Source organism: Ructibacterium sp. SJQ-7 (assembly GCF_054696575.1).
On the sequence record NZ_CP195193.1, the window covers coordinates 1,737,408 to 1,752,560 of the forward strand.

12 protein-coding genes and 1 other RNA gene are annotated in these 15,153 nt (G+C 34.6%); 5 read left to right on the top strand and 8 right to left on the bottom strand.

What is annotated here, in order from left to right; translation table 11 throughout:
* Positions 1-36: 36 nt before the first annotated feature.
* Together ACSAMO_RS07975 and ACSAMO_RS07980 are read left to right on the top strand one after the other, a co-directional pair.
* Positions 37-351: a hypothetical protein gene (locus ACSAMO_RS07975; RefSeq protein WP_117968698.1), complete on the top strand. Its 315-nt coding sequence runs from the start codon at positions 37-39 to the stop codon at positions 349-351.
* Between the two features lie 75 nt (positions 352-426).
* A protein-coding gene (locus tag ACSAMO_RS07980) for an IS3 family transposase (RefSeq protein WP_303693311.1) occupies positions 427-1,847 on the top strand; the annotation gives its coding sequence in 2 pieces (ribosomal slippage) (positions 427-949 and positions 949-1,847; 1,422 coding nt in all).
* A gap of 82 nt (positions 1,848-1,929) precedes the next feature.
* Here ACSAMO_RS07980 and ACSAMO_RS07985 read toward each other — a convergent pair.
* The 5 genes from ACSAMO_RS07985 to dnaA form a co-directional block, all read right to left on the bottom strand.
* Positions 1,930-2,913 carry an ATP-binding protein gene (locus tag ACSAMO_RS07985; RefSeq protein ID WP_499209069.1) on the bottom strand — a complete coding sequence of 328 codons (984 nt, stop codon included), beginning with the start codon at positions 2,911-2,913 and terminating at the stop codon, positions 1,930-1,932.
* Entirely contained in the window at positions 2,906-4,357 is a 1,452-nt protein-coding gene (gene hemZ, locus ACSAMO_RS07990; protein WP_499209070.1) for a coproporphyrinogen dehydrogenase HemZ, read from the bottom strand. The genes ACSAMO_RS07985 and hemZ overlap by 8 nt, the downstream gene beginning before the upstream one ends.
* Before the next feature lie 3 nt (positions 4,358-4,360).
* Positions 4,361-4,990, bottom strand: a complete 630-nt coding sequence (locus ACSAMO_RS07995; protein ID WP_412644591.1) for an MBL fold metallo-hydrolase — start codon at positions 4,988-4,990, stop codon at positions 4,361-4,363.
* 10 nt (positions 4,991-5,000) lie between these two features.
* A complete protein-coding gene (gene dnaN / locus ACSAMO_RS08000; RefSeq protein ID WP_022229281.1) occupies positions 5,001-6,134 on the bottom strand; it encodes a DNA polymerase III subunit beta in 1,134 nt (377 codons plus the stop codon).
* 274 nt (positions 6,135-6,408) lie between these two features.
* A complete protein-coding gene (dnaA, locus tag ACSAMO_RS08005) occupies positions 6,409-7,743 on the bottom strand; it encodes a chromosomal replication initiator protein DnaA (protein ID WP_022229282.1) in 1,335 nt (444 codons plus the stop codon).
* A 189-nt stretch (positions 7,744-7,932) separates the two neighbouring features.
* Between dnaA and ACSAMO_RS08010 the strand changes: the two genes are divergently transcribed.
* Genes ACSAMO_RS08010 through ymfI form a run of 3 tightly spaced genes read left to right on the top strand, consistent with a single transcriptional unit; the run spans position 7,933 to position 12,296 of the window.
* Complete coding sequence (locus tag ACSAMO_RS08010; protein WP_499209071.1) at positions 7,933-9,459, top strand: Ppx/GppA phosphatase family protein; 1,527 nt, start codon at positions 7,933-7,935, stop codon at positions 9,457-9,459.
* Positions 9,456-11,567, top strand: coding sequence for an RNA degradosome polyphosphate kinase (locus tag ACSAMO_RS08015; protein ID WP_499209072.1), 2,112 nt, complete (start codon positions 9,456-9,458; stop codon positions 11,565-11,567). The genes ACSAMO_RS08010 and ACSAMO_RS08015 overlap by 4 nt, the downstream gene beginning before the upstream one ends.
* A gap of 12 nt (positions 11,568-11,579) precedes the next feature.
* Positions 11,580-12,296, top strand: a complete 717-nt coding sequence (gene ymfI / locus ACSAMO_RS08020) for an elongation factor P 5-aminopentanone reductase (RefSeq protein WP_499209073.1) — start codon at positions 11,580-11,582, stop codon at positions 12,294-12,296.
* 455 nt (positions 12,297-12,751) lie between these two features.
* Here the strand turns inward: ymfI and rnpB are convergent.
* The 3 genes from rnpB to ACSAMO_RS08035 form a co-directional block, all read right to left on the bottom strand.
* An RNA gene (gene rnpB, locus ACSAMO_RS08025) (RNase P RNA component class A) lies at positions 12,752-13,079 on the bottom strand.
* 31 nt (positions 13,080-13,110) lie between these two features.
* The gene (locus ACSAMO_RS08030) at positions 13,111-13,887 is read right to left on the bottom strand and encodes a Nif3-like dinuclear metal center hexameric protein (protein WP_499209074.1); all 777 of its coding nucleotides are present in this window, start codon (positions 13,885-13,887) and stop codon (positions 13,111-13,113) included.
* Positions 13,877-14,545: a tRNA (adenine(22)-N(1))-methyltransferase gene (locus tag ACSAMO_RS08035; protein WP_499209075.1), complete on the bottom strand. Its 669-nt coding sequence runs from the start codon at positions 14,543-14,545 to the stop codon at positions 13,877-13,879. Before ACSAMO_RS08035 ends, ACSAMO_RS08030 begins: the two co-directional genes overlap by 11 nt.
* Between the last annotated feature and the right edge of the window lie 608 nt (positions 14,546-15,153).

Consider the following 15,153-nt stretch of genomic DNA (forward strand, 5'->3'; position numbering starts at 1 on the left):
ACTAAGGTTATATTAATAAATAATGGAGGCATAAAAATGAAAGGTATAAAATTAATTTTATTATCATTTATGGCTGCCGCAATGCTTACATCATGCGGTATGAATAATACAAATGACAATACTTCACCATCACCGGAATCAACGGTAAATACAAATAATGAAAATAAAAATGACAATAACAATGTTTCAAACGATGTAGATAACGCAGGTAATGCGGCAGGCGACGCAGTTAAAGACGTCGGTGACGCGGCAGGCGACGTTGTCGAAGGTGTCGGTGATGCAGCAGCCGATGTTGCTGAGGGTGTAAGTGACGCCGTAGGCGGTAATGACGCAAACAACAACGGCAAATAATCATTAAAGGGACTGCTTTGAACCGACCCCCAAAAGTTAGACCAAAAATCTAACTATTGGGAGGTCGGTTTTTTCATGGCAAAATATAGTTTTGAATTTAAAATGGAGGTTGTGCAGGCATATCTAAATGCTGAAGGTGGGTATAGATATTTAGCAAGTAAATATAACATTCCTGCAAAGAGGAGAATTGAAGAATGGGTACACGCATACAGAGAATTTGGTGAAGAAGGGTTAATGCGTTCGAGACAAAATAAGAAATATACTTTTCAATTTAAGCTTTCTATGGTAGAATTGTATCTATCAAGTGAGGTCTCATATCAGGAATTAGCACTATCACAAGGAATTAGTAATCCATCATTGATTGTAAAATGGGTCAATGATTTCAGAATTGCCGGACCTGATGCTTTGAGACCTAAAAAGAAAGGTCGTAAGAAAACATTGGATATAAGAGAATGTAAAAAGCCTTCTAAATATGACGGAGAAAAACCCGTGGATACAAGTGCCGAGCATGTCAAAGAACTTGAAGACGAACTACTTAAACTTAGAATAGAAAATGCATATTTAAAAGAATTGAGGAGACTGCGTTTAGAGGAGGAAACTCTTCTGAAAAAACAGCGAGAATTGTCCACAGTCTCCGAGGACAGTTCAAATTAAAAGACATTCTCGCAGTAGTCGGTTTTCCAAAGGCAACATATATGTATTGGCAAAAACGATTTGACAGAGAAAATCCTGATAAACAGTTGGAGGATGAAATCACTAAAATCCATATAGAAAACAAGGATTACGGTTACAGACGGGTATATAGAGAATTACGAAACAGAAAGATTTTTGTGAATAAAAAGAAAGTTCAAAGAATCATGCAAAAATTATGTTTCCAGGTCACATCATTTACTCGAAAAAGTCGCAGATATAATTCGTACAAAGGCAATGTTGGTAAAATAGCACCAAACAGAATTAACAGGCGATTTAATACATCTGTACCGCATCAAAAGATAACTACTGACACGACCGAATTTAAGTATTATGAGATTGACAACAAAGGCCGAATGGTAATTAAGAAATTGTATTTAGACCCATTTCTTGATATGTTTAATGGTGAAGTGTTAAGCTATGGTATAAGCAAAACTCCATCAGCGGCAAGTGTTTTATCGGCACAGAAACAAGCAATAGAAATAACATCTGATTGCCCATACAGAAGAACATTCCATTCAGACAGAGGTTGGGCATATCAAATGGGTGCATATTCCTCTGTTCTTAAAGAAAACAAAATATTTCAAAGTATGTCTCGGAAAGGAAATTGTTATGATAACTCTGTGATGGAAAATTTCTTTGGAATATTAAAGCAGGAAATGTATTATGGAACTACATATTACAGCTTTGAAGAGCTTAAAGATGCTATTGAAAGATATATAAAATATTACAACGAGAAAAGAATAAAAGAAAAACTTGGGTGGATGAGTCCGGTTGAGTATCGGCTCAACACCTTGGCTGCATAAAAATAGCGTAGCAGTCGTTAAAACTACTACGCTATAAAAAGTCTAACTTTTGGGGGTCACATCACTTTGCAGTCCCTTTATTTTATCCTCGTCTTAGCTTTTGTATGCGTATATCTTCCCCGTAAAATTTGTACATCATAAAATATTCATACAATCTTGAAGTAAAACGCATACTGTACATTTTTGTAATTTCGCTTATTTGCAAATTAGTATTAATAATAATCTTTTTATTATTTGCTGTACGTTCGTTAATAACGTCAAATAAAAACGCAAGATTATTTTTATTGAACGGCTCTGTACCCAAATCGTCAATTATAAGCAAATCAGCCTTATATATATTGTCAATAACAGACCTATCGGTATTTCTGCCGAACTTATAATCTTCATTTATTGAAAACAGTTTTGTCGCTCTTATGTAGATAACCATTTTGCCCTTATCCATAAGTTCTTTTGCAATGGCACTTGACAAAAATGTTTTTCCCAAACCTGTCGAGCCGTAAAAAACAAGGCCTTTGTTTTCATTATCAAAATTATCGCAGAAACGTTTACAGTTATTATATATCTTCGTCATATTATCATACACCGAAACACCGTTTTCACCGACATCTTTTGAATAATAATCAAACGAAAATGTATCAAAATTTTGTGTTTTTATTGTTTCTTCAATATTTGACACTGAATATGCAGCATTTATAAGTTTCTGTTTGAAACACTGACATTTTTTACCGTTTTTATCATAGCCTGTATCACTGCAATTTTCACACTTATATTTATATTTATTATAATCGGCAGAAATTCCGTTTACTTTCAGCAGATTACTCTTTTCATTTTCGAGTTTTCTTAGATTTTCTTTAAAATCCCTGTTATATTCATCAGCCTTATCGGGATTTTTAAATATTCTTTTAGTATTTTCCATACCGCATTGAAAAATCTCTCTGTCAATTTCAGCCACTCGCGGAATTTTTTTATTAACTTCGTCAATACGTTTTTTTCTTTCATTAGCCGCACTGATACGAAGTTCTTCGTACTCATTCATTATATGGTTTAAAGTTTGTTCGTCAGCCATTTTTTTCACCTGCCAATATATCAAGTATTTCGTCTTTTTTCTTCAATATTTCATCAAAACGTCTTATATATTCAAGAGGGTCTTTAAAATTAAATACTCTCTCAATTCTGTCGTCCATAACAATTTTAGTAGAACCGCCGCCGCCAAGTGCAATAATAGTCTGTTTTTCCTCCATAATGTTTATGTTATATGTACTCATACAGCCGTCTTTTGCATAACCGACATTTTCAAGATTACCCGAAATATTTTTTTGACGATACATATAATAAGGTTTTCTGCCTGTTTTCTCCATATGTTTTTGAGTATATGAAAGCATTTCATTCATATCATTTGCTTTTGCAAGCTCCGCATCTGAAAATCTGAGTGAAGCCGCTCTTTTTACGCACATTGAATGAACGGTTATATTTTCAGGATCAAGTTTAATTACTTCATCAAGACTGTACTTAAACATATCAACCGTTTCTTCCGGTAAACCGGCTATAAGGTCCATATTAATATTATCAAAGCCCATTTTTCTCGCCATTTCAAAGCATTTTCGCACCATATCGGGAGTATGCTTTCTGCCTACTCTTTTCAAAGTCTGTTCGTTCATAGTCTGTGGATTAATGCTTATTCTGTTGACACCGCCCTGTTTTGCCTCATACAATTTATCCTTTGTTATTGTATCCGGTCTGCCTGCCTCAAGAGTAAATTCCTTTATTTTTGAAAAATCAAAATTTGCTTTCAATCTGTCAAATATTGCTTTTAAGTGATGCGGTTCAAGAGTTGTCGGTGTTCCGCCGCCGATATATATATTTTCAACATATGCACCCATTTTATCAATTACTTCCGCAGTTTTATCAATCTCCAAAAGCAATTTATCCACAAACGGGTCCATATATTTTCCGCTTACGCGTATATCTGTTGAAACAAATGAACAATACAAACATCTTGTCGGACAAAACGGTATGCCGATATATATACTTACTGAATTTTCGCCGATTTCATCAAGCAAAATCTTTTCATTCTTTGCAACCTTATATGCAAGGTCAATCTTTTCATCGGACACTTCATAAATTTTCTTTAATATTTCAACAACTTCACTGTCACTGTGACCTTCTTCCATAAGTTCACGGACAATTTTAGCCGGACGAATACCGCACATTACTCCCCAAGGAAGATTTATATGCTTAATCTTTTCCGCCGCGTGACAAAACGACTTTGTACATGACGCGGTAAATATCTTTTTTATAAACTGTGCCTTTTGATTTTCAGTATCAAAATCATAATAGAAATCGTCAAAATATGTATCGCCGTTATAGATAATCTCCGTATACACGTTTATAACTTTATCCTTATATTCAAAGTTTGAATACACATATATATCTTCGTTCATATCAAAATAAAGCTTATAAAAAAGCTTCATTTCGTAATCACATTTATAACCGTTTTGAATAATTAACATTTTTTAGTCCTTTATATACATATTATACTTTTTCTCGTACCCAACAGAACTCTGTCCGCCATGTCCCGGAAAAACGTCTGTATCATCATCAAGCGTATATATTCTTGTCTTTATTGATTTTACAAGAGTATCTCCGTCACCTGTCGGCAAATCACTTCTGCCGACACTTCTTAAAAACAATGTATCGCCCGTAAACAATTTTTCATTATTTATCAAATAACATACACCGCAATTTGTATGACCGGGCGTATAGATACATTTGATATTAAGTCCGTCAATATTAAGTTCTTCATTATCTTTCAAAACAATATCAGATTTTTCAGCCGACAATTCATAACCAAGTCCCGAATACGACAAATTAATGTCCGGGTCTGTTATATTTATGCTTGCCTTATCGCCGGAAACAAGTTTAGCGCCTGTTTTTTCACGAAGCTGTTCCATATCTGAAATATGGTCATAATGACAATGAGTTATAAGCACATATTTTATATTAACTCCGTCGTCCTGAGCAGCTTTCAATATTCCGTCACACTTATATCCCGGATCAATCACAAGACCGTTCTTTGTATTTTCATCATAAACTATATAAGTATTTTCATCTGTATAATAATTATTGACTGTCTTAATCTTCATAAAGCACCTCTTAGTTATAAAGTCTTACAGGAAGAATCATATAAATATAAGAGTCGTCACCCTCTACGCTCTTTATAAAGCAACCGCTTGTCGGAGCAGAAAATTCCATCTTAACCTTTTCTTCGTCACAAGCACTCAATGCGTCAAGCAAAAATCTACAGTTAAAACCAATCAAAAGATTATCGCCGTCAAGTTCAACAGGCACTGTGTCATTAACCTGTCCCTTACCTGTTATACAAGAAACGTCAATCTTATCATAGCCGATATTAAAACGTACAGGAACTTTATTTTCAGATTTTGCCGATATATCATCGTTAATCAAAAGCAACGCTCTTTCCAAGCTGTCGGTAATAAGGCTCTTTTCAACAACTACGTTTAACGTATTTACCACCGATATAATCGCGTCATACTTCAAAAATTCGCCGTCAAGCAATCTTGAATAAACCTGATAATATCCGAAATCAAACAAAACAGTTCTGTCCGATACTATAATATCAACATTTTCTTCATCATCTTTAAGAATTTTCAAAAGTTCGCGGAGTGTCATACCCGGAACAACAAGTTTATTGTTTTCAACATTATCATTTATTTCTTCTTTAACAACAGCAAGTCTGTGACCGTCTGACGCAACAACATTAAGATAATTGTTTTTAATCTCAAACAATGCACCTGTCAAAACAGGTTTTTTACCCTCATTTTGAGAAACAAACGCTATTGTCTTTCTTATAAGCTTTTTAAGTACGTCCTGTGTAATTGAAAATCTGAACTTTTCTTCAAGTATAGGTGCGTCCGGAAATTCATCCGGAGCAATACCCTGAATATTAAATTCACTTGAACCGCTCTTTATTTTAGTAACATAGTTAGACGGATTAACACTTATAGTAACATCACCGTCAGGAAGTCTTCTTACAATTTCACCGAACATCTTTGAAGCAAGTGCAATAGTACCGCCCTCTGTAACTGTACATTCGGTATTATATTCTATACATATATCAATATTGTTACCTGTAAACACAACATTACCGTCACCGTTAGCATCAATCTTAATACATTCAAGTATAGGTAAAGATGTCTTTGGAGCAATAGCTCTTTGAACAGTATTTATTATATCAACAAGTTGTGGTTTACTGCATACTAATTTCATTTTAATTATCTCCTTGTGTATAAATTTATCAACATATCACTGCAATTTCGTTTTGCATATATATTTATATATAAATAATATATAATATAATAGTAGTAGTAGTAGAGAGCGTGGATTGATGGAAAAGTCATTTCAGAGTGCATAGACAAGCCATATTTTATCAACACATACAGTATGTATTGTCGGTGGATAACTTTGGATAATCAAAATCTGATTTTTTACTGAAATTTCCTTCTTCAGAAATCCACACGTTATCAACAACTTATCCCTACATTTATCCCTCGTTATAATTTAGGTCTTTTAATATGTAATTTACATCTGATTTAATCGTACTGTTAGTATCGATGCTTTCCTCTATTTTTTCAATGTTATGTCCTACTGTTGTTCGGTCTTTTCCGAACTCTTTACCTATGTTTGTATCGTTCATATTTAAAATCTTTCGGCAAAGGTACATTGAAATTTGTCTTGGAACTACTATTTCTTTTGTCTTAACTTTACCGGTAATATCAGACTCTGAAATATTATAATAAGTAGAAACTTTTTTTATAATATTCTGAGGAGTTACTGTTTCGCTCTTCGGAATTAATTTTTTCAGAACTTCTTCCGCAAAATCTTTTGTTATTTTACATTTTTTAAATTCCGACATTGATATGATTTTAAGCAGTGCGCCTTCAAGTTCACGGACACTTGAACGAATATGCTCCGCTACATATAATAATGCGTCTTCGTCAATTTCTTTATTATGTTCCAAAGCCTTCTGCTGAAGAATTGCAACTCTTGTTTCAAAGTTAGGTACGGATACATCAATGGTAAGACCTTGTCCGAATCTTGTTCTTAAACGGTCTTCAAGAGTTTTCAGTTCGTTCGGAAGTCGGTCACTTGTCAAAACAATTTGTTTCTTTGAATTAAAGAGTTCATTAAAGGTATGGAAAAATTCGTCCTGTGTAGCCTCTTTATTTTTCAAAAATTGAACGTCGTCCACTAAAAGTGCGTCGGCGGCTCTGTATTTACTTCTGAATTTATCGCCTGTTTTTTCTCTGATTGATGTGATAAATTCATTCATAAAGTTTTCACTTGAAACATATATTATCTTTGCATTTGGATTATTAGCTTTAATCTTATTACCGATTGCCTGCATTAAGTGTGTTTTTCCAAGTCCGCTGTTACCGTAAATAAAAAGAGGATTATTGCTTTCACCCGGATGATTGGCAACTTGCTCTGCGGCGGTATACGCATATAAATTTGAAGAACCCTGTACAAAATTTTCAAATGTATACTTTGAATTTAAACCGTCACTGCTTATTATTTCACTGTTGTCATATTCCGAGTTTTGTTTTGATTCGATTTCTTGCTTTAACTCGTTTGCGTCACCGACCAAAACAGCAAGTGAAATTTTAGCACCCGTAACTTTTTCAAGTGATGATTCGATGTATTTTTTGTAACGGTATTCTACAAGATTTTTATTAATAGAAGTAGCTACGGAAATAGTAAAAGTCGAGTTTTCAAAACATACGGGAACTGCTGTTTTTATATGTATATTAAATCCGACAGGAGATACATTGCCTTCAAGATTTTCAAGAACTTGATTCCAAATCTCTAACATATCCATATCTATTATTTTCCTCCTTTTTTCATTATTGTTAACAAATTGTATTAAAATCAAACATATCGCCATTATATTTAAGTCTACACTCTATAATATCAAATTTAAGTAAATTAATCAAGAAAAATATTGAGATTTTTTTAAGTTTTATGTATAATGAAATTAATACAAAACTATAGGAAGGAATGATGAAATGTGCCGAGATATAAAGTTTTTGCGGCAATAGACTTGGGTTCTACGGAAATAACAATGAAAATAGCGGAAGTTTCCAAGAAAAACGGTATTTCAGTGCTTGATACAGTTAAATATGATTTGTCGATAGGCAAAGAATCGTATGCAGTCGGAAAAATAAGCTATAACCTTGTGGACAAGATATGTAACTGCTTTGAAGAATATTTAAGGATAATGAAGAGCTACGGAGTTGACGAATATGTCTGTTATGCAACTACTGCCGTAAGAGAGGCGTCAAACAGTGAGTATATAATTGACCAGATTAATATAAGAACGGGGATAAAGGTCACTATTATATCGAATGAAGAGGAAAGATTTTTGCATAACAAGGCATTTGCACTTAACAACAGCTATTTTGACGATATTATCGAGGCAGGTGCTGTTTTGGTTGACGTTGCGTCGGGAAGTGTGCAGGTATCACATTATGAGCAGTCCAAACTTCAATTTTCTCAAAACCTGCCTATGGGTTCACTTCGTGTACTTGAAAATCTTTCAACGGTTAAAAACAGTACAACCTCTTTTTCAAGTGTGCTTGAGGATTTTATTAAGGCGGGTATCAATAACTATAAAAAGGTATTCTACAAAAATCCAAACTATAAGTATTTCGTAATAATGGGTAATCAAGTAAGATATATCAAAAAAATCTGCGGTATAAGTTCGGACAGCATAACAGAAGAAAATATAGATGATGTATACAAGATTATATCTGAATACGGTCCGCAATATGTGGAGGACAAGTACGAAGTACCTTATGATATTGCAAAGCTGATGATGCCGTCAATTCTTTTCTATAAGATGTTTATGTCAAAAGACAAAAATCAGATAATCATTGCACCTGAAATATCACTTGTTGACGGAATACTTGTCGAATATGTCGAAAAAAATGCTTATACGCATACAAAGCATATATTTACAGATGATATTATATCAAGTGCAAAATATTATGCAGGCAAATATGATGTAAGCCACCGCCATTATACTAAAATTATGGAGTTCGGAGTAAATATAATGGCAACGCTTTCTAAAAAGTTCGGACTTTCAAAGCGTCACGCGGTATTGCTTAAAGTTGCGTCAATATTTGCGGATACGGGTTACTATATAAATATAAACGATTACAGCAAATATTCATACGACATTGTAAAATCAAATCCTATTATAGGTTTGTCACAAAAGGAACACGAAGTAATATCGGGTGCGGTGCTGTTCCAAAACGGTATTTTTGATTTTAATGAATACAACGTATATTCAAAGAACAGAAGATTGCTTATTTCAAAACTTGCGGCAATACTTTCACTTGCCAAGTCACTTGATGTTGAATACAATCAAAAAATAGACGAAATCAAAACATCAATAAGAAACGGAATACTTACGATAACCGCTTATACGGACAGTGATATAAGTCTTGAAGAACGTGAATTTAACATAGCACAGGAATTTTTTGAAGAAGTGTTTGGTATCAAAGCCGTACTTTTGAAGAAAGGATTGAAATGATTATGCAGGACTATAATAAAAGCGAAAACTATATAAACAGAGAACTTTCTTGGCTTGATTTTAATTTGCGTGTATTGCATGAAGCAAGGGATAAAGAAAATCCGTTATTTGAAAGACTTAAATTTCTTGCCATAACAAGCTCAAATCTTGATGAATTTTTTATGGTACGTGTTGCGTCACTTAAAAATATGGAGATTTCCGACTATAAGAAAAAAGACGCGTCCGGACTTACACCTCACGAACAGCTTGAAAAAATATCTGAAAAAACTCATAATATGGTTGATATGCAGTATAGTACATATGAAAAATTACTTCTGCCGCAGCTGGCTGTTGAAAACATATCAATCTTAAACAGAAATCAGCTTTCGGAAGAACAAAAGGAGTTTATTGAAAAGTATTTCAAAAATGAAATATACCCTGTTTTGACGCCTATGGCAGTTGATTCGTCAAGACCGTTTCCGCTTATTCAAAATAAGGTGCTTAACATTTGTGCACTTATCAAAAAGGAAAACAAGGAGCAGGCTTTTGCAACGGTACAGATACCGTCAGTATTTAAACGTATAGTAAAACTTCCGTCAGAAAACGGTAAAAAACAATTTATTCTGCTTGAAGAAATAGTACAGGAGTTTTTGCCTATGCTGTTTATGGGTTATGACGTGCTTTGCTCGTATTCATACAGAGTTATGCGTGACGCGGATATTCCTATTGATGAGGACGACAGTGAAGATTTGCTTATTGAAATTGAAAAGAGCCTTAAGGAACGTGAAAGAAGCGGTGTAATCCGTCTTGAAGTGGACAGTAAGGTTAAAAGTGAATTGCTTTCAATTTTAAAGAAAGAATTGAAAGTTAAGAATGATGATATTTATAAAATCAACGGACCTATTGATTTTACTTTCTTGAATAAGCTGTATTCGGAGGACGGATTTGACAAGTATAAATATAAGCCGTTTAAATCACAGGTAAGACCTGAACTTAAAAATGTTGATTTATTTGAAAAAATCCGTGAGGGCGATATACTTCTTCATCACCCATATGACAGTTTTTCAACAATAGTTGATTTGATAAAACAGGCGGCAGTTGATGAAAATGTGCTTGCAATTAAACAGACATTGTACAGAGTAAGCGGAAATTCGCCTATTATAGAGGCGCTTTCGCGTGCGGCGGAAAACGGTAAGCAAGTGAGCGTACTTGTTGAATTAAAGGCAAGATTTGATGAAGAAAATAATATTATTTGGGCGAGAAAACTTGAAAAAGCCGGTTGTCATGTTATATACGGACTTTTGGGACTTAAAACACATTCAAAGATTACCGAAATAGTAAGACGTGAGGAGGACGGTATCAGAAGATATGTTCATCTCGGAACTGGTAACTATAACGATATAACCGCCAATTTCTATACCGATATGGGACTTTTGACTTGTTCAAAACCAATCGGTGATGATGCCGGTGCATTCTTTAATATGATTTCGGGCTTTTCAGAGCCGTCACACTGGAACAAACTTATTCTTGCACCTCTATGGCTAAGAAAAAAGACGGAAGAAATGATTGAACGTGAAATTAAACACGCAAAAGAAGGACGTAAAGCAAGAATAGTTGCAAAGGTTAATTCGCTTGTTGACCCTAAAATTATTGAACTTTTATATAAAGCAAGCTGCAGCGGTGTTAAGATTGATTTGATTGTGCGCGGAATTTGTGCCTTGAGAGCAGGTGTAAAGGATTTGTCGGAAAATATTACGGTTCGTTCTATTGTCGGCAGATACCTTGAACATACAAGAATATATTATTTCTATAATGACGGTCAAGAAAATGTGTTCTGTGCAAGTGCCGATTGGATGCAGAGAAATCTTAACAGACGTGTTGAAATAATGTTCCCTATTGATGATGAAAATTTGAAAAAAGAAGTTATAAACGTGCTTGATGTACAGCTTAGCGATACAATGCGTGCACATATTCAGCATGACGGTGTTTATACAAAAGACAGACGCGGAAAGAAAAAACTTGACTGTCAGGAATATTGTATGGAACAGGCTGTTGAACGTGCAAACAAGGTTATTGAAAAAAAGACATCAAGGGTGTTTATACCTAAAATGAAACCGGAAGAAGAATAAGAAGGAAAGATTATGAAAAATGTTTTGATAACAGGCGGAAGTCGCGGAATAGGTAAGGCTTGTGTATATGAATTTTTAAATAACGGATACAGAGTTTTTTTGAATTATAACAAAAGCAGTGATGAGGCGGAAAAGATAAAAAATGAAACAGGTGCGGTTATAGTAAAAGCAGATGTTTCAGACTCTAAACAAGTAAATGATATGGCTGAATTTATTCACACAAATTACGGTAAAATAGATGTAATTGTGAATAATGCAGGTATTTCACAACAAAAACTGTTTACAGATATAACTGAAAATGATTGGGACAGAATGTTTGATGTGAATATGAAAAGTATGTATCTCGTTACAAAGGCTTTTGTTGATGATATGATTTATAAACATAGCGGTAAAATTATTAATATTTCGTCAATGTGGGGTGTTACCGGAGGCAGCTGTGAGGTTCATTACAGTGCCGCAAAGGCGGCGGTTATAGGCTTTACAAAAGCACTTGCAAAGGAACTGGGACCGTCGGGTATATGTGTAAATTGTGTTGCACCCGGAGTTATTGAAACTGAAATGAACGGCCATTTGACAAAAGAAGATTTTGATTGCCTTTGTGAAGAAACACCGCTTGAACGACTCGGTAAACCGGAGGAGATTGCAAAGACGGTAAGATTTCTTGCAAGCGAAAATGCGGATTTTATAACAGGTCAGGTTGTCAACGTTGACGGCGGTATGGTGATATGATTAAAAGGGATTATCTACGATAATCCCTTTTTTTTCGTGGAGTAAAAATAATCGTAGGGGCGGTCATTGGCCGCCCGTGTAAAATTAGAAAAGGGGCGACCGATGATCGCCCCTACGGAAAGAAAAAGGTTAGATAAAAAGGGACGTTAATGAAGCCGCCCTATAAGAATGATATATTTATGACAAAAAATGATTAAGCTCGTATGAAAGTTATAACAAGCCACCCCACAGTCAACTGCGTTGTCGGCTCCCCTCAATGGGAGCCAAAAGCGGAATGGCGTTATAAAAATGTTAGTAGGGGCGGTCATTGGCCGCCCGTGTGAAATTAGAAAAGGGGCGACCGATGATCGCCCCTACGAAGAATATGATGGTAGACAAAAGCCTCTCCTTGAGGAGAGGTGTCACGAAGTGACGGAGTGGTGGAATAAAAAAAGAAATGCCTAAAGGCATTTCTTAAAATGAGCAAATCTATAAGCCGGGTTCTGTATTAGATAATCATCTATCTCGACGTACAGTTACCTATACGCTCAAGCCTTTCAAGGGAATACGCCGAGCAAGCTTAACATTCCCAAAGTTGCTTCAGGTGGGGTTTACACGGGAATTCAGTTGCCATCTTCCCTGTGCGCTCTTACCGCACATTTCCACAATCACCTTAATAAATCAAGGCATTTATTTTCTGTTGCACTATCCTTAAAGTCACCTTTACCGGCCGTTAGCCGGCACCCTGCTCTGTGAAGCCCGGACTTTCCTCACCGTAAACGGCGCGATTATCTGACTTACTCTTAAAATATTATACAATATATTTTAAATTATGTCAAACAAGTTTAAAAATATCCTTATTTTCTGATTTTATTATTTCAATATCATTATCCTTCAAAATATCTTCAAATATATCCATAACACATATTTCAGTAGGATAATGACCTGCGTCAATAACACATATTCCAAGTTCGGTCATATCAATCATATTATGATACTTCATATCACCTGTTATAATAACGTCCGCACCTTTTTCAAATGCAATCGGAATAATTTCACTGCAGCTGCCCGATGCAACTGCAACTGTATTAATATCCTTTTCAAAATTGCCGGAAACACGCAAAAAAGGTGTGCCGAGTATCTTTTTACAATGTTCTGCAAAATCACCGAATTTAATCGTTTTTTCAAGTCTGCCGTATCGTCCCAAACCTGCCGAAGAATCATCGGTATGTTGGTCAAGTATTTTAACATCTGTAAGTTCAAATATTTCGGCAATTTTATCATTTATACCGCCTTTAGCTGTGTCCATATTAGTATGAGCGGCAAAAAGAGGTATATTATTTTCAATAAGCAATTTAAGCATTTGTCCCACAGATGTGGAATAATCAATTCTCTTTATACCGCCAAGCAGTATTGGGTGATGTGAAACAATCATATCGGCATTTTTTGATATAGCCTCTTTAACGGTATTGATATTAGTATCAAGCGTTACAAATACCTTTTTTACGTCCTTATTTTCATCACCACACAAAAGACCGACATTATCCCATGAATACGCCAATCTTTCGGGGCATACATTCTCAATTATTTTAATTATTTCTTTAGCTTTCATATTTATTCAATTCCTTTAGCCAGTATTTATATTTATTGAGTTTATCCTCATCAACGTCTTTTGAATTTTCAAGACCTGTTATAACCTTGACAAATTCACGATGTTTTTTATCATAGAGATTTTTATAATACTTATGATTTACAAGATATTTCGGTAAATGATATTCAATATCGTTATCAAATTCCTTTTGAGGTTTGTTTATAACATTCATTACATTATAAACCTTAAATCCCTCAATGGCAATATCTTCGTCCGTAATAGAAAAGCCGTTTGAAATAAGATACTTTCTAAGCTCATATTGTGCATTCATCGGTTGAAGTACAAGATTACATTCTCTCACCTTTTCTATATCTGCACTTAAAATCTCACTGATAAGCTGACCGCCCATACCGGCAATTATAACGGTGTCAACCTCACCTTTTTTAATAACTGAAAGACCGCTGCCAAGTCTTACCTCAATTTTATCAGAAAGTTTATGCTTTTCAACATTAGCCTTTGCAATATCAACCGGTCCTTGTCTTACATCGCCTGCAATAACGTATTCGGCTAAATCATTTTCAACAAGATAAATAGGAATATATGCGTGGTCAGTACCAATATCGGCGATTCTATTCCCTTTTGTATGGTCTATTATACATTTTAAACGTGGTGTAATCATAAATAATTACCTCCGAGATTCAAATAAATTAGTTTATACGGTTATCCTACAAGTTATACACACAGTGTGGATAACTTTCAAGGTGTTATAAACACCAAAAAACGCCTTAAAACCGTAATTTGCGGTGAGTTATCATCAGTTATCCACACTTTTTCCACATATTTGCGTAATATTTGTAACAATAGTGTAATATTAAAATGTAAACCTTAAAAAATCGCATATCTACGCGATTTTTTATAAACGGTAATGTTCACACACTGTGTGGATAACTGTGTGGATAACGTGGATAACTCAAAATAAATGGCTTGTCTACGTCATTTTTGAGTGGATAAGTGGTAAAATTAAGGTGTTGATAAGTCAAATTTAACCATAAATTAGTTTACATAATACCACAACTATATCTTGTGTTACAGAAATATTACAAACACAATATAGGTTATCAACACAAACGTGGAAAAATTAATTTTGACTGTTTTGTAATGTTGATAAATACAATAATAGGCAAGCCATGGCTTGCCTCAGACTGTCGACAAATTGTCCGGAACGTGCAAAACATTATTTTTTATATTTTATAATTTAATTTTTAGCTATAACAAATAACAGACAAG